General features: G+C 67.3%; 19 protein-coding genes. 12 read left to right on the top strand and 7 right to left on the bottom strand.

Annotated features, from left to right (window positions below; genetic code table 11):
• The first annotated feature begins 133 nt into the window (after positions 1 to 133).
• From AC3G88_RS15510 to AC3G88_RS15495, 4 genes are read left to right on the top strand one after another with little or no spacing between them, the layout of a single operon-like run.
• Entirely contained in the window at positions 134 to 1,144 is a 1,011-nt protein-coding gene (locus AC3G88_RS15510) for a helix-turn-helix transcriptional regulator (protein WP_488771881.1), read from the top strand.
• Positions 1,137 to 1,613: a DUF3331 domain-containing protein gene (locus AC3G88_RS15505; protein ID WP_488771882.1), complete on the top strand. Its 477-nt coding sequence runs from the start codon at positions 1,137 to 1,139 to the stop codon at positions 1,611 to 1,613. Before AC3G88_RS15510 ends, AC3G88_RS15505 begins: the two co-directional genes overlap by 8 nt.
• A 6-nt stretch (positions 1,614 to 1,619) precedes the next feature.
• Positions 1,620 to 3,020 (top strand): cytochrome ubiquinol oxidase subunit I, encoded by a 1,401-nt coding sequence (locus AC3G88_RS15500; RefSeq protein ID WP_488771883.1) that lies wholly within the window; start codon positions 1,620 to 1,622, stop codon positions 3,018 to 3,020.
• Between the two features lie 16 nt (positions 3,021 to 3,036).
• Complete coding sequence (locus AC3G88_RS15495; RefSeq protein WP_488893470.1) at positions 3,037 to 4,008, top strand: cytochrome d ubiquinol oxidase subunit II; 972 nt, start codon at positions 3,037 to 3,039, stop codon at positions 4,006 to 4,008.
• A gap of 77 nt (positions 4,009 to 4,085) precedes the next feature.
• Here the strand turns inward: AC3G88_RS15495 and AC3G88_RS15490 are convergent, their stop codons facing one another.
• Complete coding sequence (locus tag AC3G88_RS15490; RefSeq protein WP_488771885.1) at positions 4,086 to 4,559, bottom strand: Dps family protein; 474 nt, start codon at positions 4,557 to 4,559, stop codon at positions 4,086 to 4,088.
• A 244-nt stretch (positions 4,560 to 4,803) separates the two neighbouring features.
• Here AC3G88_RS15490 and AC3G88_RS15485 point away from each other — a divergent pair, with 244 nt between their 5' ends.
• Positions 4,804 to 6,330 carry a sensor histidine kinase gene (locus AC3G88_RS15485; RefSeq protein WP_488771886.1) on the top strand — a complete coding sequence of 509 codons (1,527 nt, stop codon included), beginning with the start codon at positions 4,804 to 4,806 and terminating at the stop codon, positions 6,328 to 6,330.
• An 87-nt stretch (positions 6,331 to 6,417) separates the two neighbouring features.
• On the opposite strand, the gene AC3G88_RS15480 is transcribed toward AC3G88_RS15485, so the two are convergent.
• Positions 6,418 to 6,555, bottom strand: coding sequence for a hypothetical protein (locus AC3G88_RS15480; protein ID WP_488771887.1), 138 nt, complete (start codon positions 6,553 to 6,555; stop codon positions 6,418 to 6,420).
• Between the two features lie 8 nt (positions 6,556 to 6,563).
• Positions 6,564 to 6,827 carry a hypothetical protein gene (locus tag AC3G88_RS15475; RefSeq protein WP_488771888.1) on the bottom strand — a complete coding sequence of 88 codons (264 nt, stop codon included), beginning with the start codon at positions 6,825 to 6,827 and terminating at the stop codon, positions 6,564 to 6,566.
• A 295-nt stretch (positions 6,828 to 7,122) separates the two neighbouring features.
• Between AC3G88_RS15475 and AC3G88_RS15470 the strand changes: the two genes are divergently transcribed.
• From AC3G88_RS15470 to AC3G88_RS15460, 3 genes are all read left to right on the top strand, one after another.
• Positions 7,123 to 9,441 (top strand): FdhF/YdeP family oxidoreductase, encoded by a 2,319-nt coding sequence (locus AC3G88_RS15470; protein WP_488771889.1) that lies wholly within the window; start codon positions 7,123 to 7,125, stop codon positions 9,439 to 9,441.
• A 461-nt stretch (positions 9,442 to 9,902) separates the two neighbouring features.
• Positions 9,903 to 12,026: a di-heme oxidoreductase family protein gene (locus tag AC3G88_RS15465; RefSeq protein ID WP_488771890.1), complete on the top strand. Its 2,124-nt coding sequence runs from the start codon at positions 9,903 to 9,905 to the stop codon at positions 12,024 to 12,026.
• A gap of 29 nt (positions 12,027 to 12,055) precedes the next feature.
• Complete coding sequence (locus AC3G88_RS15460) at positions 12,056 to 13,024, top strand: glycosyl hydrolase (RefSeq protein ID WP_488771891.1); 969 nt, start codon at positions 12,056 to 12,058, stop codon at positions 13,022 to 13,024.
• A 32-nt stretch (positions 13,025 to 13,056) separates the two neighbouring features.
• On the opposite strand, the gene AC3G88_RS15455 is transcribed toward AC3G88_RS15460, so the two are convergent.
• A complete protein-coding gene (locus tag AC3G88_RS15455) occupies positions 13,057 to 14,061 on the bottom strand; it encodes a hypothetical protein (RefSeq protein WP_488893469.1) in 1,005 nt (334 codons plus the stop codon).
• 244 nt (positions 14,062 to 14,305) lie between these two features.
• On the opposite strand from AC3G88_RS15455, the gene AC3G88_RS15450 reads away from it, so the two are divergent.
• The gene (locus tag AC3G88_RS15450; RefSeq protein WP_488771893.1) at positions 14,306 to 15,013 is read left to right on the top strand and encodes a glutathione S-transferase N-terminal domain-containing protein; all 708 of its coding nucleotides are present in this window, start codon (positions 14,306 to 14,308) and stop codon (positions 15,011 to 15,013) included.
• A 35-nt stretch (positions 15,014 to 15,048) separates the two neighbouring features.
• On the opposite strand, the gene AC3G88_RS15445 is transcribed toward AC3G88_RS15450, so the two are convergent.
• A complete protein-coding gene (locus AC3G88_RS15445; protein WP_488771894.1) occupies positions 15,049 to 15,867 on the bottom strand; it encodes an IclR family transcriptional regulator in 819 nt (272 codons plus the stop codon).
• 100 nt (positions 15,868 to 15,967) lie between these two features.
• On the opposite strand from AC3G88_RS15445, the gene AC3G88_RS15440 reads away from it, so the two are divergent.
• On the top strand, positions 15,968 to 16,939 hold the full coding sequence (locus tag AC3G88_RS15440; RefSeq protein WP_488771895.1) for a Bug family tripartite tricarboxylate transporter substrate binding protein: 972 nt from the start codon (positions 15,968 to 15,970) through the stop codon (positions 16,937 to 16,939).
• 29 nt (positions 16,940 to 16,968) lie between these two features.
• Complete coding sequence (locus tag AC3G88_RS15435) at positions 16,969 to 19,332, top strand: cytochrome P450/oxidoreductase (RefSeq protein WP_488771896.1); 2,364 nt, start codon at positions 16,969 to 16,971, stop codon at positions 19,330 to 19,332.
• 49 nt (positions 19,333 to 19,381) lie between these two features.
• Here the strand turns inward: AC3G88_RS15435 and AC3G88_RS15430 are convergent, their stop codons facing one another.
• Positions 19,382 to 20,383, bottom strand: coding sequence for a class I SAM-dependent methyltransferase (locus AC3G88_RS15430; RefSeq protein ID WP_488771897.1), 1,002 nt, complete (start codon positions 20,381 to 20,383; stop codon positions 19,382 to 19,384).
• Positions 20,384 to 20,598: 215 nt separating this feature from the next.
• On the bottom strand, positions 20,599 to 21,663 hold the full coding sequence (locus AC3G88_RS15425; protein WP_488893468.1) for a VWA domain-containing protein: 1,065 nt from the start codon (positions 21,661 to 21,663) through the stop codon (positions 20,599 to 20,601).
• A gap of 72 nt (positions 21,664 to 21,735) precedes the next feature.
• On the opposite strand from AC3G88_RS15425, the gene AC3G88_RS15420 reads away from it, so the two are divergent.
• Complete coding sequence (locus AC3G88_RS15420) at positions 21,736 to 22,677, top strand: S1C family serine protease (protein ID WP_488771899.1); 942 nt, start codon at positions 21,736 to 21,738, stop codon at positions 22,675 to 22,677.
• The last annotated feature ends 3 nt before the right edge of the window (positions 22,678 to 22,680 follow it).

Here is a 22,680-nt window from a genome sequence, read left to right as displayed (position 1 = left end):
AGGAAAGCCTGTTGCTGATGTACGGCTGGATCGTCCTCGCCGTGCTGAACCTGATTTTGATTGCCGTCGCGTACCTCCAGTACGCCGGTTGAACGCCCGCCGCCGCACCGATACCGCATCCCGGAGCCCCACCATGAAAGATGTAGCAACCATCGTCCTCAACGCCCCTGACGCCTCTGGCGCCGCACCTGCCAGGGCAGCGCCCCAGCTTCGCGTGGCCGCCGCGCAGGCGCCCGGCTTCGTCCAGCGAGAAACCCGCTGGCGACACGCCCCCGAGGCGGTGGTCACGCCCGGCCACCGTGACGCCATCGTGGTGTCGCGCTGGACTTGCGACGGCGAGCCGCCTGACACGGTGTCGCACGCAGGCGACCCCACCCGGCACTGCATCGCCATCAACCTGCGGTCCAGCTCGATCCGCTTCCTGTGCGGCGGCATGCCGGTGTTTGACGGACGACTGGGTGCCGGTGCGGTCCACGTGACCGCGCCGGGCACCGCCACCAGCGCCGTGTACGCTTCAGCCACTGACGTGCTTCATCTGTTCGTACCCCAATCGGTGCTGGCGGCCTGCTATGCCGACCAGTTCGGCCACGACCACGACGGCGAATTGCGGCTCGAAGATCCGTTCTTCCATGCCGACCCGGCACTGGAACGCCTTGGCCAGGCCCTGGCCGTGGCGCATTCGCAGGACCCGGGCCTGGGCCGCATCTTTGCCGACAGCGTGGCCCTGGCCATCGTGGCGCGCGTGGTGGCCAATCATTTCCAGCGCATTGCGTCGAACACGCGTGCGGTGACCACGCTGCCCCAGTGGCGTCTGCGCCGCGCCATCGCGTTCATGGACGCGAACCTGTCCGCGCCCATCGGGCTGGCTGATATCGCGCGCAGCACCGGGCTCACGCGCATGTACTTTGCCGCCCAGTTCCGGCGTACCACGGGCATGCGCCCGCACGAATACCTGGTGCGCCGCCGTATCGAACACGCACAGGACCTGCTGCGCGGCGGCGACGGCAGCGTGCTGGAAGTGGCCATGCGCTGCGGATTCCGGTCGCAAGCCCATTTCACCACCGTCTTCAAGCGATTCGTCGGCGACACGCCGCACTGCTGGCGCGTCAAGGTCACCTCTACTTCCGGGAGCTCCCATGGCTGAAACCCTGTACCCCGCATCCGTCGACACCCGCGATCTGGTGGACGTGCGCGACAGCGCCTGCGACACGTGGCTGCGCACCATCGCGCTGCTGGATCCGAAGCGCCAGACGCTGGCGTCCCTGACCTACACCGCCGAGGACAACGCACTGCGCGCCCATGCCCCCATCGTCAGCATCATCGAACGGCTCAGCAGTGCCATGGCCGTCGTGAGCTGGCGCGACGCCACGCACTGCCGCTACGGGGCGCAGGTATGGACCATCGGCCCGGCCCGCGACAGCGGCGTCTGCGCGTTGTCCGGCCAGCCCATCGACAAGAGCGACCTGGTGTTTCGCCCGCAGCGTTCGCGTCCGCCCGCGCTCAACGCCGACGCGATGATCCTGGCCTCCGCCATGGACAGCGCCGGCGTGGCCCTTGCGCCCGCGCTGGACGACGCGCAACCCACCATCGCCTACCGGTCGAACGCCAGGTAACGCGCCATGCACGACGTCACCGACCTGTCTCGGCTGCAGTTCGCCTTCACCGCGATCTTTCATATCCTCTGGCCGATCCTGACCATCAGCCTGTCGGCCTTCCTGTTCATCGTCGAAGTGCTCTGGATTCGCACCAACGACGTGGCGTGGTATCGCCACGCGCGGTTCTGGAGCAAGCTGCTGCTGCTGAACTTTGCCGTCGGCGTGGTCAGCGGCATCCCGATGGAGTTCGAATTCGGCACCAACTGGAGCGCGTTCTCGCAGTTCACCGGGCAGTTCTTCGGCAACATCCTCGGCTTCGAGGGCGCCATGGCCTTCATGCTCGAAGCCGGCTTTGTCGGCATCATGATGTTCGGCTGGGAGCGTGTGCCGCGCGGCGTGCACCTGTTTGCCACTGGCATGGTGGCGCTGGGCTCGTCGCTGTCGGCCTTCTGGATCATGGTGGCCAATTCGTGGATGCAGACCCCAGCCGGCGTGGCGGTGAAGGACGGCAAGATCGTCGTCACCGATTACCTGCGCGCGATCTTCAATCCCGATGCGCTCTGGGGCATCAGCCACATGTGGACGGCCGCGCTGGAAACCGGGCTGGTGGTGGTGGCCGGCATCTCGGCCTGGTACCTGCTGAAGCGGCGCCAGCCCGCGTTCTTCGCACGCTCGTTCCGTCTGGCCATGGTGCTGCTGGTAATCGTGGCGCCGTTGCAGGTATGGCTGGGCGACGGCAGCGGCGTGGACGTCTTCGAGACGCAACCCGCCAAGGGCGCCGCCATTGAAGGCCACTGGCAGACCAATGCGCCGGGCACGGCCGCGTCGTGGTCGCTGCTGGCCTGGCCCAACCAGGCCGCCCAGCGCAATGACTGGGCCATCGAGGTGCCCGGCATGCTGAGCCTGCTGGCGACGCACAAGGTACATGGCACCGTCACGGGCCTGGTCGATATTCCGCGCGCCGACCAGCCCCCGATGCTGCCGCTGCTCTACTACGCGTTTCGGGTGATGGCCGGCATCGGCGTGCTGTTCGTGGCGCTGGCGCTGTGGACGGCACGGGTGCTGCGCCGCACGCGCCAACAGCCCGCCAGCCTGAGCCAGCATCGGGCGCTGCTGCTGGCGTGGATCGTCGCCATTCCTTTGCCGTACCTGGCCGTCGAGTGCGGCTGGATCGTGCGTGAGGTGGGTCGCCAGCCATGGCTGGTCTATGGCCTGTTGCGCACCCCGCAAGGGGTCTCGACCGCCATTTCCCCCGCCGACGTCACCGGCAGCATCGCGATGTTCGGCGCCTTCTACGCAGTGCTGCTGGTGACCTTCGCCTGGCTCGCCGCGCGCTGGCTGCGCCAGGGGCCGGACCTGTCGCTCAGCCCCCCGGCAACCGCCCCGGCGGCCCTGCCGGCGGCCGTCGAGCGCAGCACCTACTGACCACCGGAGACTCGCCATGGAAACCAACGCCCATACCCTGCTGGTATCGCTCTGGTTCTGCATCCTGGGCCTGATGCTGGCCGCCTATGTCGTCACGGACGGCTTTGATCTTGGCATCGGCATCCTGAGCCTGTTCGAGCCCGAGCGCGAACGGCGCGACGTGATGGTCGAATCGATCATCCACGTCTGGGATGCCAATGAAACCTGGCTCGTGGTGCTTGGGGGCGGACTGTTTGGCGCCTTCCCGGCCGCCTACGCCATGCTGCTGCCCCAGCTGTACCTGCCGCTGATGGCGTTGATCGCCGGGCTGATCATGCGCGGCGCGGCCATCGAGTTCCGCCACGCCACCCATCGCGGCCCGTTCTGGGACCGGGTCTTCGGCGTCGGTAGCCTGCTGGCCGCCGTGGCCCAGGGCGTGATCCTCGGACGCATCATCACCGGGCTGGATCCGGGCGCATGGAACGCCGTGTTCACGCTGGTTGCCGCCGTGGGCGTGGCCGCCGGTTACGCGCTGCTGGGCGCCACCTACCTGATCAAGAAGACGTCGTATCCGGTCGACGCTTCGGCGCGCAAGTGGACACTGGCAACGCTGCCGATCACCGTCGTCAGTGCGCTGGTGCTGTCCGGCGCCACGCTGCGGCTGAGCCTGATCGGCACCCACCGCGGGCACCAGCATGGCGTGCTGGCCGTGCTGCTGGCGCTGGGTGTGATGGCCGCACTGGCGGTCTCCTGGATTGCCGGGTCGACCTGGACCGGCCGCCGCCGCGCTCCGTTCCGCGCAGCCATGCTGTTGTTCCTGGTGTCGTTCGGCGGACTGGCCGTCAGCCTGTTCCCGAACGTGGTGCCGGGGCGGCTGTCGCTGATCGATGCCGCCTCCGACGACCGGACGCTGGTATTCATGCTGATCGGCATTGGCGTGCTGCTGCCGGTCATGCTGGGCTACAACCTGTACCAGTATCACGTGTTCCGCGGCAAGGTGGCCGTCTGAGCTGCATGCGGCGCCGGCTCTCGAAAAAAAAGAGCCCTCTCCAACGGAGAGGGCTTTGGCGTTGGGCGTCGGCGACGTTACCTGACCGACTCTGCCAGGAACCACGCGCGGCGCTGCGCTTCGTCGATCCAGTTTTCGAGCAGGCTGGCCGTGGCCACGTCGGCGTGGTCGTCGCAGACCGCGTGGGCATCGAGCATGGCTTGGACCAGCGTGAGGTTGTCGGCATGCAGCTCGCGCAGCATGGCCTTGGGCGAGACGTCCTCGGCGTCGTTGTCGCGCACGCGCTGGAGTCGTGCGATGGCGCCGATCGAGCGCAGCGTCGTGCCGCCGAGCTTGCGCACGCGCTCGGCCACGTCGTCGGTCATCGCGAAGATCTGGGTGGCCTGCTCGTCCAGCATCAGGTGGTAGTCGCGGAAGTGCGGGCCGGACATGTGCCAGTGGAAGTTCTTGGTCTTCAGGTACAGCGCGAAGACGTCGGCCAGCAGCCGGTTCAGGTGATCCGAGATTTCGGTGACGGCCAGGCCGGGATCGTCAAGCTGGGTAAGGGTCATGATGGGCTCCAGTAAGGCATACCAAAGGGCTATGCGCCCCGATTCTGTGCACTCGCGGGCGCCAGCGGCGCGGGCGGGTGTCCATCTCGACTGTGCACCTGCGGCGCTGACGCGGATTGTCCCCAGATCAACCGCTTGCAAAAACGCACCCAAGGTTCCCGAAGGGCGACGAATGCATGGACATCTCCTATACCTTCATATGATTCCTCGACCAGTCATTCAGGACTAATATCAGCGTCGGGCCATGCTGCCGGCCGTGGGCATGGGCATACCGACAACCAGCAATACGGGCGACAGGATGTACAACACCACCACGAACCGGCTGTTGATGGGCGCGGCAGGCCTGCTGGGCCTGTGTGTCTTCGCGATCGACGCCCTGACGCCACTCGATTTCGCCATCGCGGTGGTCTATGTGCTTGTCATCCTGCTGGTGGCGCTGACCGGATCGATCCGCGCCACCCGGGTCACCGCTGCCACGGCGCTGGTGCTCACAGTGGCGGCCTTTGCGTTTTCGCAGAACCCCGACCCCGATCACGGCCAGCTGGCACGCTTCGTCTTTGCCCTGCTGGCCATCGGCACCACTACGCTGCTGGCGCTGCGCAACCTGGCCGACATGGCGCGGCGGCGCCGTACCGAAGCCGCCCTGGCGCGCAGCGAAGCATTCCTGGCCGAAGCCCAGCGGCTCAGCAAGACCGGCAGTATCGCGCTGCGGCTGCCGGCCAACACGATGACGTGGTCGGACGAGGCGTTCCGTATCCTCGGCTACCCGCGGGGCGAGGCACCGCATTTCGGCATGGTGCTCACCCGCGTGCATCCCGACGATCTGGTCGAAGTGCAGCGCGTGCATGCGGCCATGCTCGGCGGCGTGGAGAGCGTGGATCTGCGGCACCGGCTACTGCTGCCCGGTGGCGCGATCCGTCACGTGCATCTGGTGGCGCGCCGCAGCGCCACGGCCGGCGACCAGCACGAATACGTGGGCGCCCTGATGGATACCACCGACGCCATCGAGACGCAGCAGGCATTGCATCGGACCATGACCGAACTGGCGCATGTGTCGCGTGTGACCACGCTGGGCCAGCTGGCCGCGTCGATCGCACACGAGGTGACGCAGCCGATGGCCGCCATCGTCACCTGCGGCAGCTCGGCACTGCGCTGGCTGCAGCGCGACGAGCCCGAGATCGCGGAAGCCACCGAATCCATCGAACAAGTGATTCGCGACGCCAGCCGCGCCAACGACATCATCCGGCAGATTCGCGCCATGGCGCAGAAGTCGGAGCCCAAATACGTGGATATCGGCGTCGACCACCTGGTGACGGCTTCGCTGGAACTGGTGCGGCGCGAGTTGCAGGACCATCAGGTATCGGCCGACCTGGACCTGGATGCCGACGGCGTGCGGATTCATGGCGACTGGACGCAACTGCAGCAGGTGCTGGTGAACCTGATGGTGAACGCCGCGCAGGCCATGTCGCACGTGTCCGGCCGGCGCCGGCTCACGCTGGCCAGCCGCGTCATGCCAGACCATACGGTGCTGCTGGTGGTCAGCGATACGGGTCCGGGCATTCCCGACAAGGACATGGACCGCCTGTTCAACGCGTTCTACACGACCAAGCCGGACGGCATGGGCATGGGGCTGTCCATTTGCCGGAACATCGTGGAATCCCATGGCGGTAGCATCGCGGCGGAATCGTTGCCCGAAGGCGGTGCGAAGATGATGGTACGGCTGCCGCAACGGATGGCCGATGGCGGGCAGGCGACCGAGGAAGCGGCCTGATCGCGGCCCTGGGGCGGACCTTGGGCGAACGTTGCGTAGCGCTCTGAACCCCGATCGAGCGTAAAAAAACGGCGCTTGGGCGGCACCTCAGACGCCTGCCCAGAGCGCCGTGACCAGCGCCATGCCGCAACTGGCGGCACAGACGCCCAGCCATGCCAGCGCCAGCGTGACACCACCGACGGCCGCGCTGGCGGCCCGGCCGTCGATTTCGACATTGGCGATCATGCCGGCGCTCAGGCAGGCGTGTTGCCCGGAGGCGCCGATACGCCGGTCAGGTCCTGGCCAACCTGGATAAAGCGGCCCTGGTCGGCCGGCGACACATTGAAGCGCGCGCCCTGCGTGTAGACGTCACGCGGCTGGTCGATGTTGTACTGCGGATGCGACTGCTTGGCCGGGTGCCTGCCGGTCTCGGCGGCATTGGCCATGCCGGTGCCAAGGGCGCTGACGGCGGCCACGCCGCATGCCACGAGAACGGGAAGGATGTGCTTGCGAATCATGATGGACTCCTGGTTGACTTGCGTTGCAGACGGGGAAAACTCTCCGGTTCCCCGCCAGGGCCTGCGTCGCATGCCCGTGAATCCATCGTAGGCGGCACCGCCGTGCGGCGCATTCGTACGTGGGTTGCCTCGCGCTAGTCAATTTGTAGAGCACCATCATCCTTTGGTTTGCATGGCGCATCGCCGGGCGTGCAAAACCGAAACCCCTGCCGCCAGCGGCAACGCCCGCCACCCTGCCGCCGATACGCTCGGGCCATCCCGACGTATCGATTCCCTTCAGGCAGGAGCCCCCGCCATGGCCTTCAAGACAAAGCCACGCATCGAACCCTATCCCCATGCCGCCGCCGGATGGGGTGCGCTGAAGTACGTGGCCATCAACCTGATCAAGGAGCGCGTGCCCGGCCGCGACTACGCGATGCTGTTCCGGCAGAACAAGGCGGACGGCTTCGACTGCCCCGGCTGCGCCTGGCCAGACCGCGAACACGCCTCGACGTTCGAGTTCTGCGAAAACGGCGTGAAGGCCGTGGCCGCGGAATCCACCGGCAAGCGCGTGACAGCCGCATTTCTGGCGCAACACACGGTGACGGCCCTGATGGCGCAGACCGACTACGAACTGGAGCAGCACGGCCGCCTGACCGAGCCCGTGATCTACGACGGCCTGACGGACACGTACCGGGCGATCTCCTGGCAGGACGCATTCGCGCTGATCGGCACCCGCCTGCGCGCGCTGCCCGATCCGAACCAGGCGGCCTTCTACACCTCGGGCCGCGCCAGCAACGAGGCCGCGTTCCTGTACCAGTTGTTCGCGCGCATGGTCGGCACCAACAACTTCCCTGACTGCTCGAACATGTGCCACGAGGCCACCAGTCGCGGCATGCCCCATACGGTGGGTGTCGGCAAGGGCACCGTGACGCTGGAGGATTTCGAGACCTGCGACACCGTGCTGCTGTTCGGCCAGAACCCGGCCACCAACCACCCGCGCATGCTGGCCGAACTGCGCGACTGTGCCCGGCGAGGTGCCACGCTGGTGTCGATCAACCCGCTGCGCGAACGTGGGCTGGAACGATTCACCAGTCCGCAGAGCCCGGTGGAAATGCTGACCATGTCCGACACGAAGATCTGCTCGGTGTTCGTGCGCCCTACGCTGGGCGGCGACTACGCGCTGATCAAGGGCGTGGCCAAGCGCGTGCTGGAACTGGACGACGAGGCGCAGGCCACGGGTGCGGCCCGCGTGCTTGACACCGCGTTCATCGGCGAACACACGCACGGCTTCGACGCCTTCGCGGCGGACCTGCGTGCCGAATCGTGGACCGTCATCGAGCAGGAATCGGGCGTGCCGCGCGAGGACATCGAAGGTCTGGCCGCGATCTACGCGCGTGGCCAGCGCGTGATCTGCACCTGGGGTATGGGGCTGACCCAGCACAAGCATTCGGTGCAGACCATCCAGATGCTGACCAACCTCATGATGCTGCGCGGCAATATCGGGCGCGAAGGCGCGGGCCTGTGTCCCGTGCGGGGCCACTCGAACGTGCAGGGCAACCGGACGGTCGGCATCGAGGAACAACCGACGGGAGCTTTCCTCGACAAGCTGGGCGCGGCGTTCCGCTTCACACCGCCACGCGAGCATGGCTACGACGTGGTGGAGAGCATCGAAGCCATGCTGCGCGGCGACGTGAAGATCTTCGTGGCGCTGGGCGGCAACTTCGCGGCGGCTACGCCGGACACGGCTCGCACGTGGGACGCGCTGCGCGCGTGCAACCTGACCGTGCATATCTCGACGAAGCTCAACCGCAGCCATCTGGTCCACGGCAAGGAGGCGCTGATCCTGCCCACGCTTGGCCGCAGCGAGATCGACCTGCAGGACGGCGTGCCGCAGGGCGTAACGGTGGAAGACTCGGTCTCGAAGGTGCATATCTCGTTCGGGATGAATACGCCCGCGTCGCCAGACCTGATGTCCGAGACCGCGATCATCGCCGGCCTGGCCCATGCCACGCTGGGCAGCGCCACCGTTGACTGGCGCTGGTACGCGCAGGACTACGCGCGCATTCGCGACAAGATCGCCGAGGTCGTCGACGGATTCGAGCACTACAACGCCCGCGTGGCGGTACCGGGCGGCTTTCACCTTTATGTGCCCGCGCGCGAGCGGCAATGGCACACGCCGTCCGGCAGAGCCGAGTTCCTGGTCAACGCGCTGACCCCCGACACGCCGATCGCCCAGGCCCGCGCCCGCCACGGCGAACGCGTGATGACGCTGATGACCACGCGTTCGCACGACCAGTACAACACCACGATCTACGCGCTGGACGACCGCTACCGCGGCGTCTTCGGCCAGCGCCGCGTGGTGTTCATCCATCCGGCGGACCTGCAGATGCTGGGCCTGCGCGACGGGGAATGGGTCGACATGACCACGGTCTGGCACGACGATATCGAGCGGCGCGCCGACGGGTTCCGGCTGGTTGCCTACGACATTCCACGCGGTTGCGTGGCGGCCTATTACCCCGAGACCAACCCCCTGGTGCCGCTGGATAGCGTTGCCGACCTCTGCAATACACCGACTTCAAAATCGGTACCGGTGCTGCTGCATCGGGCCAGCGCGCCTACCGTATCTCTTTGAGCGTCAACGCATTGGGCGCCTGATATCTCGACGCCTGGCCCCGGCCACTGCCATCCGCTGGCAAGTGGCCCCTTCTCATCGCCGCCGCCGTGGCAATGTCTGCGGCTTTTGCGCAACGAAATCTGCACCAGATTGGCCCACGCGGCACGCACCCTGCAAGACCGGAAGCGCCGTCCACCGGCAGAAAACCTCCGGTTTCCGTCATGTACAGGTCATCGACCCGGCTGTATCCGGCGTCCCGTCAAGCGGTGACGATCCTCGTCACCGCAAGGCGCAATTTTTGTCACCCGGTGCGCCAGATAATGACAATTGACATCTATTTAACCGGCTCACGATAATCGCCGCGGCTACAGGGAATGGGCCGTTTCGCGGCGCATGGCAGATGTCCGTGCCAAAGCCGGGAATAAAAAAATCGAGAACGGAGCCCGGCGCGGCTCGGATAAGAACGAAGGGTCAATACAATGAGAAAAATCGCTCACCATCGTGGGCCGGCACTGCTGCTGGCCGCCGTATTCATGGCCGCTGCGTGCGGCGGAGGGGGCGGTGACGGCAGTCCGGCGCCTGCGCCGACTGTCACGCCATCGCTCTACGAACCGCTGTACGGTGCCGATACGCCGGTCATGGAACAGATCCAGTACCGGGAGCCCGACGGCACGCTGGTCACGATGATGGGCTCGCGCCCGACCGAGCGCCACGCGCGCGAGCGCGGCGAAGCCTGGGACGCCCCGGACGCGGGTCCGGGCCGCTACCTGACCTTCCCCACGTTCTACTTCCAGAACCGCACGTTCGGCCTGGAAATCCGCGACCACGTACCCGCCGGCAAGCAGCTGATCGAGGTCTATCTGCGCGTGAACCAGGGCATCTTCGATGGCACCACGTTCAGCCTGTTCCGCAATGTGCTCGATCCCACCGTGCGCGACTATGGCTGGTCGCTGAACTACGGTTTCAACAATCCGAAGGAAGGCGGCCTGCCGATCTGCCGCGAGAACCAGCCGCGCGAAGACTGCATGATGACCTTCGATTCGAACTGGCGCACCGACCCGCACAGCCCGCTGAAGATCGGCGACAAGGTCGAACTGGCCCCGGCGCCGCGGCTCAAGCGCGACCCGGTGGTGGATGGCGGCGGCAGCCGCTACTACTCGTTCGAGCAGCTCTACATCGTTGGCGTGGGCATGCGCCCGTGGTACGGCATCGCCCCGAACCTCGATTCCGAACCGCTGCCCGACGACGCCCTGCTGGGCGGCCAGGCCAGCCTGTCGTACAACTACTCGGAAGAACCGATGCGGGTCTTCCAGCAGATGGCCAACAACATCGGCATCACCAATACGCAGCGATTCGTGGAAGGACGCCGGCTGTTCCACACATCGTTCGCCGACGGCACGCACTCCGAGCACGATCGCGACAACCCCGTGTTCGCGGCCCATATCGGCCAGCTCGGCGCGCGCTACAACCAGCCGCGCTGCATCGAATGCCACACCAACAACGGCCGCAGCAAGCCGCTGGCGCTTGGCGCGAAGCTGGATACGATGTCGTTCCTGACCGCCAGCGGCGACGGCACCGGCCCCGACCCAGTCTACGGCCACAACGTGCAGCAGCACGCGCAGGATGCCAAGGCGGCCGCCTACGATGTCACCGTGCAGTCGTTCGACACCACCGTGCGCACGTTGCCCGATGGCGAGAAGGTGGAACTGGTCAAGCCGGTCTTCGCGTTCAAGGGCCCGGCTCCGGGACGCTACTCGGCGCGCCAGGCCGCGCAGGTGATCGGCATGGGGCTGCTGGAGGCCATTCCCGAGTCCACCATCCTGGGCCTGGCCGATCCCGATGACGCCAATGGCGACGGCATCCGTGGCGTGGCCAACCTCGTGGTGGATCCGCAGACGGGCAAGACCCACGTAGGCCGCTTTGGCTGGAAGGCATCGAAGGGCAGCATCCGCCAGCAGGTGGCCGACGCGCTGATCAAGGACCTCGGCGTGACGTCGCCCGTGTTCCCCGACTACGGCTGTCAGCGTGGGGCTGCGAACTGCCACACGGTCACCACGCCGACGTCCGTCAGCGAGAACGAACTGCAGCGCATGACGCACTACCTGTCGCTGATCGCCGTGCCGGCCCAGCGCAAGCTGCGCAGCGGCTTCCCCGACGGCGTCCGTGTGTCGCCCGAGCATGATGTGGATCCGGCCCAAATCGCGCGCGGCACCGACCTGTTCGCGCAGGTGCGCTGCGCGGCCTGCCATACGCCAACGTTGAAGACCGGCGCCACGCACCCATTTGCCGAGCTTCGCGAGCAGATCATCCATCCGTACACCGACCTGCTGCTGCACGACATGGGGCCCGACCTGGCCGACACGCTGTCCGAGGGCCGCGCGTATCCGAGCCAGTGGCGCACGGCGCCGCTGTGGGGCCTTGGCTCGCTGCGCTTCGTGCAGGGTGGCGACGCCAGCGTGCGCCTGCTGCATGACGGCCGCGCCCGCACCATCCCGGAAGCCGTGCTCTGGCATGGCGGCGAGGCCACCGACAGCCGCAAGCGCTACGAAGCCCTGCCGAAGGCCGACCGCGACGCGATCACGGCGTTCCTGCAATCGCTGTAGCGCGCAGACGCCAGAACATGGAAACTCACATGCTGATGCACACCCTACGCAGCCGTGCCATGGCGCCGCTGCTGATGGCTTTCGCGCTGGCCGCCTGCGGTGGCGGCGGCGACGGCGGCACCCCGGCGTCCGCGAACGGCAGCTCCGGCGGCGCCGGCGGCCACCTCTCGCCAAGCACGCCCGCCGCGCCCACCACGCCGCCGTCCGCCACGCCCGGCGTGACCAAGAGCGCCAAGCGCGGCATCGCCTACGACCTGGCCAGCAAGGCCGACCTGGCGGCGCTGGCCCCCGGGGTATCGTGGTGGTACAACTGGTCGCCCAGGCCCAGCGCATCGGCACCCGCCGACCCGCGCGCCGCCTATGGCATGGACTTCGTGCCAATGCTCTGGAACGACTACGCCTTCGATGCCGCCACGGTGGAAACCTGGCTGAAGGACCACCCGGAGGTCAAGTACCTGCTGCTGATCAACGAGCCGAACCTGACGGACCAGGCCAACCTGTCGCCTGCCGCGGCCGCCGCCGCATGGCCGCAGTTCGAGGCCATCGCCGGCCGTACCGGCGTCAAGCTGGTCGGCCCGGCCATCACGTGGGGCACCATGCCGGGCTACAGCGATCCCGTGGTCTGGCTCGACGGGTTCTACAACGCGTATCGCGCCGCCAACGGCAACCGCAATCCCCAGATCGATTACCTGGCCTTCCACTGGTACGACTATGGCCTGGGCGGGCAACTCGACCGCCTGGCCAAGTATGGCAAACCGTTCTGGGTCACCGAATTCGCCAACTGGCACAGCAATGCCGACGGCACGCAGGTCGATACGCTGGAAAAGCAGAAGACGCAGATGCGCGACATGGTGGCCACCTGCGAGCAGCGCACCGATGTCTTCCGCTACGCATGGTTCACGGGCCGCTGGAACCCCGATCCGCATTTCACCAGCCTGCTGGGCGCCGATGGCGAGCTGTCGGAACTGGGCCGCTATTACCTGGGCCTGCCGTTCTGACAACAGGCCCGGATTGGGTTGGACTGCCGCAACTAGCGGGACAGGTGGCGCTCCGATCCATGGGCCGGCGGCGTCACGGCCGGTGCCGTCAGGGTTGGCATCCCGGGCACGCGCGCCGCAGCCACCGCTTCGCGCTTCACGCGGATCTGGTCGATCTCGGCACCCACATCGCCCGCCTCGCTGACACCCATCGCCAGGACCACGGTGCCCCGCGCCACCGGCACCGGCACCGGCGGCGACATGCCGCTGCATTGCGCCGTAATGCATGGCATGCCGTCGCCGCCCAGCGGCACCCGGGCGACGGTGGTGGCCGCCGAACCCAGTTCGGCAAACGTTGCCGCGCCTTCGCCATTGACCACGAGCTGGCGGGTCACCAGCGCGAACGACACCGCGATCTGCGCCGGTTGCCCCCCGTTGCCCGCGGCCGTCTTCGAAATCGTGTTCGCAGCCCGGATATAGAGCGGACGGAAGCGGAAGTAGTCGGTGAACTTGCCGTCCTGCAGCCGTTGTTCGATGGCCAGCACGGCCACCAGCCCGGGGCGCGACGGCGCATCGGCCAACGCATAGCGTGCGAACACCGCGCAGCGGACCCCACGGAATCCGGCCGCCGAGATGCTCACATCGACAGTGCTGGCGTCGATCGCTTCGCGCTTCAGTTGTTCAGGGCTGCCCTGGTCCTTGTCGGCGTAGAGGTCTGCCACGAGCCGCGTACCGCTGGCCACGAACGCGGTGCCGGCTGCGGTGGCGGCCCGGGCGGGTGAAGCCGATGCGTTCGAGGAAGATTTCGACGGGGGCTCGGCGCACTGCGACGACGCCAGCAGGTCCCTGATTTCGCGGTTTTCGGGCAGGGCCAGCAGGGTCCCCAGATCCTTGTCCGCCGACCAGTCCTTGCCGGCGGCCACCCAGGCCTGCGCCGCGCGCTTCGGTCTGCCACTGAGGTCGTCGGCCTTGAAGGCCGATACCGGTGGCGCTTTCGGTGTCGATGTGCAGCCGGCGGCGAGCATGCAGCCGGCAGCGAGTCCCAAGAAGGTCCTCATGCTGCCCTCCCTTGAAAGAAGCTAGAGGATATGGCCCGCCCGTGCGCGGCGGATACCATCCAGATGACTGAACAGCCAAATGGAGAGTAGTCATCGGGGCGCATCGATGCCAGTGCGTGTCAGGCAAGCGCAACAGTCCGGCGTGGCCCCGCGGTGTCAGGGGTATTTACCTGCTGCCAGGCGAAATTGCGCCAAAGCCATTACCATGGCCGTTTTCGCCCACAAAACAACAAAGCTCATCACGATGACCGTTCTGTCCGACTTTCCGATCACCGGCAAATGGCCGGCACAACATCCCGACCGCCTGCAGCTGTATTCGCTCAATACCCCTAACGGCATCAAGGTATCGCTGATGCTGGAAGAAACCGGCCTGCCCTACGAGCCGCACCTGGTGCGCTTCGACAAGCACGACCAGACCTCGCCCGAATTCCTGTCGTTGAACCCGAACAACAAGATCCCGGCGATCATCGACCCCAACGGCCCCGGCGGCCAGCCGCTGGCGCTGTGGGAATCGGGCGCGATCCTGGTGTACCTGGCCGACAAGACCGGCAAGTTCATGCCGGCCGACCCCGCGCTGCGCTACGAGACCCTGCAGTGGGTCATGTGGCAGATGGGCGGCATCGGCCCGATGTTTGGCCAGGTGGGCTTTTTCCACAAGTTCGCGGGCAAGGACTACGAGGACAAGCGTCCGCGCGACCGCTATGTGGCCGAATCGAAGCGGCTGCTGAACGTGCTGAACGAACGCCTCAAGGGCCGCCAGTGGATCATGGGCGACGACTACTCCGTTGCCGACATCGCCACGTTCCCGTGGGTGCGCAATCTGCTGGGCTTCTACCAGGCAGGCGACCTGGTCGGCATCCAGGACTTTCCGGAAGTGTCGCGGGTGCTGGCGGCCTTTGTGGCGCGGCCGGCCGTGCAGCGCGCGGTCGATATTCCGAAGCGGCCGGACTGACGCGGGCGGCATCGGGCCGCCCCCCCCCCCCGGGATCAGCCCGCGAACCCCAGCAAGACGCTGATGGCCGCGGCTTCCTCGCGCACCGCGCGGCCGATTGGTCCGTCGATCGACGGATCGAAGCCGCCGGTGGCGCCCAGCGCGGTCAGTACCGCGCAAACGCGGCCGGTGTAATCGCGCACCGGCGCCGCCACCGCGCTGATACCTTTGAGGTTGGTATCGCGCACCGCCGCGCAGCCTTGCGCCCGCACCGGGTCGCGCAACGCCCCCAGCGGGTTCTTCGCATCCAGGTCGGCGCGCTGCCCCGGCGTCAGCGCATCGAGTTCCGCGCGCGCCAGCGCCTGCACGTTCGAATCGTCGAGCATGCCCAGGAACACGCGGCCCGTGGCTGACCACAGCAGCGGCATCACCGACCCCACCCGCACGTTCACCGTCACCGGCAGGCCCGGCTCCTCGATCCGTACGATGGTGGGCCCCTTGTTGCCCATCACCGCGATAAAGCACGTCACTTCCAGCCGCTCGCGCAGCCGCACCAGCGAGGCTTCGGACAGCCGGATCGGGTCGGCCTGACGCATCGCGGCCAGTCCGATCTGTAGCGCCTCGATGCCCAGGTGGTACTGCTGGGTGTTGGCTTCCTGTGCGACGAATCCTTCCTCCATCAGGCTCACCAGATAGCGGTGCACCTTGGCCGGGCTTTCGCCGATCTGCCCCGCGATGGCCGTCAGGCTGGCGCGCCCGCCCAGGCGGGCCAGCGTCTTGAGTACGGCCATGCCGGTTTCGGCCGCCTGCACGCGCTGGCGGCGTTCGCGCGGACGGGGGCTGGGGTCCGGAGTGCGTTCGGTAGCGGAAGTCATGGCGCCCGAGGTTAACCCTCATTCATTGATTACGCAATGCGTATATGATTTACGCAAAACAGGCCCACCACTATCCGGCCAAATACCGAGGAGACGACCGATGCCCCGATTCCGCCCCATCGCGCTGCTTGCGCTGTCCTTTGCAGTGGTCACCGGCGCACATGCCGCCGACGCGTGGCCTGCCAAGCCGATCCGGTGGATCGTGCCCTACCCGGCCGGCGGCGGATCGGATTTCCTGGCGCGCACCATCGGACAGGGGCTGTCCGCCCGCGTCGGCCAGCCGGTGGTGGTGGACAACAAGCCGGGCGGCAATACCGCGATTGGCGCGTCCGAGACCGCCCGCTCGGCGCCCGACGGCTACACGGTGCTGTCGGCCGACAACGGCACGCTGGTGTTCAATCCGGCGCTGTACAAGACGCTTTCGTACAACCCCACGCGCGACCTGGCGCCCGTGACGCTGCTGGGCCGTTTTCCCATGATCCTGGTGGTCGGCCCCGGCACCCAGGCCAAGACCGCGCAGGACTTCATCGCCCAGGTCAAGGCGACGCCGGGCGGCGTGAACTACGGATCGGCCGGCGCCGGCAGCCCGCACCATCTGGCGATGGAGCTGCTCAAGACCGAAGCACACCTGACCATGACCCACGCGCCGTATCGCGGTGCGGCGCCGGCCTTGTCCGACGTGGCCGCCGGCCAGATTCCCGCGATGATGGTCGACTACGCCGCCGGTGCGGGCTTTATCAAGGGCGGAAAGGTGCGCCCGCTGGCGGTGGCCAACGCCACGCGCCTGCCCCAGTTGCCCGACGTGCCGACCTTCGCCGAACTCGGCTACAAGAACGTGGAAGCCGCCGCGCTGGTCGGCATGGTGGTGCCGGCCGCCACCCCGCCCGAGGTCATCAACACGCTGAACCGGCAAGTCGTGGCGTCCGTGAAAGACCCCGCCATCCACAAGAAGCTGGTCGACTTCGGCGTGGAGCCCGTTGGCAACACCCCGGCCCAGTTTGGCGACCTGCTGCGCAGCGAGACCGCGCGCTGGACCCGGCTGATCCAGGATCTGAAGATTTCGCTCGACTGACGCACCACCGCCCGTAGCTGGAGTTCCGCATGACGCAGTCCACCCCACCCGCGCACGGCGCGGGTTGCCCGATCGACCACACCGCACTGCGCGCCGCCGGCGCATCCCCTGTTCTGGCGCCGAACGGCTGCCCGGTCAGCCACAACGCCGCGGCGTTCGATCCGTTCGAGGACGGCTACCAGCAGGATCCGCCCGACTACGTGCGCTGGTCGCGCGAGCAGGAACCCGTGTTCTACAGCCCGAAACTGGGCTACTGGGTGGTGACCCGCTTCGACGACATCAAGGCGATCTTCCGCGACCACCTCACGTTCAGCCCGGCCATCGCGCTGGAGAAGATCACGCCCACCGGCGACGAAGCCAACGCCGTGCTGGCGTCGTATGGCTATGCGATGAACCGGACGCTGGTCAACGAGGACGAACCGGCCCACATGCCGCGCCGCCGCGCGCTGATGGAGCCGTTCACCCCGGCGGAACTGATGCACCATGAACCGCTGGTGCGCCGGCTGGCGCGCGAATACGTCGACCGCTTCATCGACGATGGCCGCGCCGATCTGGTGGACCAGATGCTCTGGGAAGTGCCGCTGACCGTCGCCCTGCACTTCCTCGGCGTGCCCGAGGAAGACATGGACCTGCTGCGCCAGTATTCGATCGCCCACACGGTGAACACCTGGGGCCGGCCAAAGCCCGAGGAACAGGTGGCCGTGGCCCATGCCGTGGGCAACTTCTGGCAGCTGGCGGGCCGCATCCTCGACAAGATGCGTGCAGACCCGTCGGGGGCGGGCTGGATGCAGTACGGCATCCGCAAGCAGAAGGAACTGCCCGAGGTCGTCACCGATTCGTACCTGCACTCGATGATGATGGCCGGCATCGTGGCCGCGCACGAGACCACGGCCAATGCATCGGCCAATGCGATCAAGCTGCTGCTGCAGCACCCCGACGTCTGGCGCGAGATCTGCGAAGACCCGGCGCTGATTCCCAACGCCGTCGAGGAATGCCTGCGGCACAACGGATCGGTGGCCGCGTGGCGCCGGGTGGTGACGCGGGACACCGAGGTGGGCGGCATCCCGCTGGCGGCCGGCAGCAAACTGCTGATCGTGACATCGTCGGCCAACCATGACGAGCGGCACTTTTCCGATGCCGACCTGTTCGACATCCACCGCGACAACGCCAGCGACCAGCTCACCTTCGGGTACGGTGCGCACCAGTGCATGGGCAAGAATCTGGCGCGCATGGAGATGCAGATCTTCCTCGAAGAGCTGACCAGCCGCCTGCCGCACCTGCGTCTGGCCGACCAGCACTTCACCTACGTGCCCAACACGTCGTTCCGCGGCCCCGAGCACCTGTGGGTGGAATGGGACCCGGCGCAAAATCCGGAACGCACCGACCCCGCCGTGCTGGCACCCCGCGACGCGGTGCGCATCGGCGAGCCCACCGGCAATATCGGCCGCACGCTGGTGGTCGAGGCTGTGGAGCCGGCTGCGCAGGACGTGCTGCGTATCCGGCTGGCGTCGCAGGACGGGCGTCCCCTGCCGCGCTGGACGCCCGGCGCGCATATCGACGTCGAATGCGGCCACACCGGCATCTCGCGCCAGTATTCGCTGTGCGGCGACCCGGCCAATGCCAATGTGTTCGAGATCGCCGTGCTGCGCGAGACGGAAAGCCGTGGCGGCTCGGCCTGGATCCACGCCAACCTGCGCGTCGGCGACAAGCTCAAGGTGCGCGGCCCGCGCAACCACTTCCGGCTCGACGAAAGCTGCCGCAAGGCCATCTTCGTGGCCGGCGGCATCGGCGTGACGCCGGTCAGCGCCATGGCGCGGCGCGCGCGCGAACTCGGCATCGACTACGTATTCCACTACTGCGGCCGGTCGCGCCAGGCCATGGCCCTGCTTGATGAACTGGCCGCGCTGCACGGCGACCGCCTGCACGTCCATGCGGCCGATGAAGGCCACCGCGCCGACTTTGCCCGGCTGCTCGGGAGCCCGGACGCCAGCACGCAGGTCTATGCCTGCGGCCCGGCGCGGATGATCGAGGCACTGGAAACCTGCTGCGCCAACTGGCCCGAGGACACGCTGCGCGTCGAACACTTCAGCTCCACACTCGGCACGCTGGACCCATCGAAAGAACAGCCTTTCACCGTCGAGCTCAAGGATTCGGGCCTCACGCTCGACGTTCCGGCCGACCAGACCCTGCTCACCGCGCTGCGCCGCGCCAATATCGACGTGCAGAGCGACTGCGAGGAAGGCCTGTGCGGATCGTGCGAGGTACGCGTGCTGGATGGCGACATCGACCACCGCGACGTCGTGCTCACCCGCACCGAGCGCGACGCGAACAACCGGATGATGTCGTGCTGCTCGCGTGCCGCGCGCGGCGGGAAGATCGTGCTTGCGCTATGACCAGCCCAGCCATCCCTTGATGGTCTGCCCCATCACAGCGGCCGAAATGCTACCTCCGCATCGGCGTGGAAGAAGGTGCCCGCGCGACGCAGAACAGGCTCATCGCCGCCTGCGGTGTGCCCGGCCTGATGCCTGACAGGCGCTGCGCCATGCGAATCTTCCACGGCGACGGGCCGATCTGCCCGTCGAATACTTCGGCCCCCACCATGTGATTGTGCGGAAGCACCCTCACCTGCCATCCGCGTGGCTCCAGCACGCCGCGCAGAAAGGTCTCGGTCACACCATCGCCGGGGCGGTGATGCAACTCGGTTGCCAACGCCCAGTACTGCTCGTTATCGGCGGCCGCGTGACCGCCGCGCTTGAGCCAGCGGTAGATCGGCACGCGCAGCCGCCACATCAGCATGGCTAGGCCGCGGAAGTTCCACGCGGTGAACTGGGGATCATGGTCGGTGATCAGCACCCCGCCCGGCTTGACCAGCCGCGCGGCTTCGACCAGCACGGCGGCCATGTCGTCGCAGTGGTGCAGCGACCCGTTGATGGCCACGATGTCGGCAATGCCCGTGGCCAGCGGCATGTCGTGCGCATCGGCTTGCAGCGGGACATAGCCAACGCCGGCTGCGCGCTGCAGGCTGCCCTCCGCGACGTCGACGCCAATGGCCACGCGCGGCGCGCCGCCCAGCGTGGCCAGCACATTGCCGGGGCCGCAACCCACGTCCACCAGTACCTTGCCGTCGAGCGGTCCCGTCACGGCATGCCAGCGTTCGCGCCATTGCGGATAGCGATGGACATTGGCTAGCCAGTCGTCCATCCATCTGGGATGGCTGAAGTAGTGTGCATTGGCGAGCATGCCGCGCGTATAGCGGATCGGCGCCCGGGGAAGCCAGCCATCCTGCACGCAAGCCCCCGCCTTCAGATAGGGCCGGAGGCGTTGCAGGTAGTCGTGGCCACGACCATCCCGCGCTTCGGGATGCCGCCGTGGCGTGGCCATCGGCGAGCGGGCCGCCGTTACAGGTTCCGGCCCGGCTGCCGCAAGCGTATCGGACTGCTCCATGTCTCCCCCACCAAGGCAAAAAAAGAACATTCCCGGCGTCGCGCGGCTGCGCGATCGTCGGCGGAAAATTCCGGGTATGGGACTGGGTCGGCAAGTGCTCTGCGGCACAGCCGTTTGACACATTTCGGTAAAGTTAAGCAGTCATGCCGCAATGCAGCACTGTCCGAAAAGCCGCCATTTGTGCGCAGTTGGTGCGGTAGCCCACATAACGCGGGTCAGCGCCGGAACCAGAGGATGGAAAGCGCACATGCCGCCACCAGCAGAAGGCCGGCGACCGCCGCGAACAGCGCGCCGACTTCGGTCTCCCTGCGCTCCAGCGCAAAACGTGCGCTGAGCTGGCGGTACACGCGGCTCAGGTCGGCCGCCGAGCCGGCCTGGAAATATTCGCCGCCGGTGATATTGGCGACGGCGCGCAAGGAGGGCTCGTCGAGCTGCATGAAGTAGGACAGCACCGGCTCGCCGGCGACGCCGCCCTGCGCCGATCCAAAGCCCACGGTGTACACGCGTACGCCCCGCTGGGCGGCCATGCGCGCAGCGTCGAGCGGGTCCGGGCCGGTGGTACGGCGGCCGTCGCTGAGCAGGATGACCGCGCCGTGCCGGTACGAGCCCGGCTGCACCGGCGCGCGCTCCTTCGCCCGCTTGCGCGCGGCGTCTGCCGCAGCGGCTTCGTCAAGTGACGGGGCGGGCCTGCCCAGCAATGGTGCGCCGTCGTTGAACAGGACGGCTTCGAGGTCGATGCCATCATTGGGAAACAATACGGCCAGGGCCTGTATCAGGCCGCTGCCGGTGGCCGTGCCGCGCTGCAGCTGAAAGCGGTCGAGCGCGTCGAGCATGTCCTGGCGGTTATCGGTCGGGGCCAGCACTTCCGCGGCGGTGGCGGCGAACGAGACAATGCCCAGCCGAACACTCGACGGCAGCCCCACCACCAGGTCACGCGCGGCCTGCTGGGCGGCGGCGATGCGCGTGGGCGCCACGTCGGTGGCCTCCATGCTGCGCGACACATCCATCGCCAGCACCAGCGTGATGGTGTCGGAAGGCAGCGTGATGGTGGCGCTGGGCCGCGCGCAGGCCAGCAAGGCGGCACCGAGTGCCAGCAGGAACAGAACGGGGGGAATGTGGCGCCTCAGGCGTTGGCCGGGCCCCAGCGCGGCGCGCGGCAATGCAAGGCTGGCATAAAGCAGGGCTGCCTTCTTGCGCCGTGCGATCAGATACACGTAGGCGGCTGCCAGCAGTGGGAGCAAAAGCAGCAGCCAGAGCATTTGCGGCCAGAGAAACTGCATGCCCTGCTCCTTGGCGCGTGAGTAAGAGGATGGTACTGTATTTTTTAAGGCGCGACGGAACCGGGGGCTGCGATGAAACGGGTGACGATCTACGGGTTGGTTTCAGTGGCCGTCGTCCTGATATTTGCCGCAGGCGCATCGGTTTCGTGGCTGGCTCAGCCGCCGCCGCGCAAGCTCACGCAGGCCGACATCGACGCCGCCGTGCTGCACACGCTGCAGACCAAGACGCTGCCATCCCAGGCCGCCCGGGCCGCCGAATCCATCCGCGAATCGGTGGTCGAGATCCGCAGCTACGCGCCCGACAAGGCACCCGACCCGCCGCCCGCCGCCAAGGCAAAGCGCGATCCGCCCGACGCCAGATCGAAAGCCGCCCAGAAGGCCGCGCCGAAGGCGGCCCCGAACGCCAGCCCGCAGCGCGATGAAGCCGCCGCGACCGATCCACCCCGGCGCAGCGAGCAGCCCGAAGCCCGGTCCGAAGCCCGCCACATCGGGTCCGGCGTGGTCGTCACCGAAACCGGCACGATCATCACGAACTACCACGTGGTGGCCGACGCCAGCCGGCTGGAGGTCACCTTCCACAACGGCCAGACATCGGAAGCCTCGCTGCTGCAGGCGATGCCCGAGAAGGACCTGGCCATCGTGCAGCCGAAATCGATCCCCGACGACCTGCCGGCCGCCACGCTCGGGTCCAGCCAGAATCTGGCGCCGGGCATGGAGGTGGTGGCGGTGGGCTTTCCGTTCGGCATCGGCCCGTCGGTGTCCGCCGGCGTGATCTCCGGGCTTGACCGGCAGTTCGTGTCGCCGGACCGCAAGCAGAAGCTCGACAAGCTGATCCAGTTCGATGCGGCGGCCAATCCCGGCAATTCGGGGGGGCCGCTGGTGAACATGAATGGCGAGGTGGTGGGCATCGTCACCGCCATCCTCAACCCCAACCCGAGCGGCACCTTTCTCGGTATCGGCTTTGCCATCACGATCGAAAGTGCCGGCATGGCCCTTGGATCATCTCCCTTCTAGACG

The sequence above is a fragment of the Cupriavidus sp. 86D6 genome (genome assembly GCF_057815095.1).
This window is presented reverse-complemented; position numbering and strand designations above follow the sequence as displayed.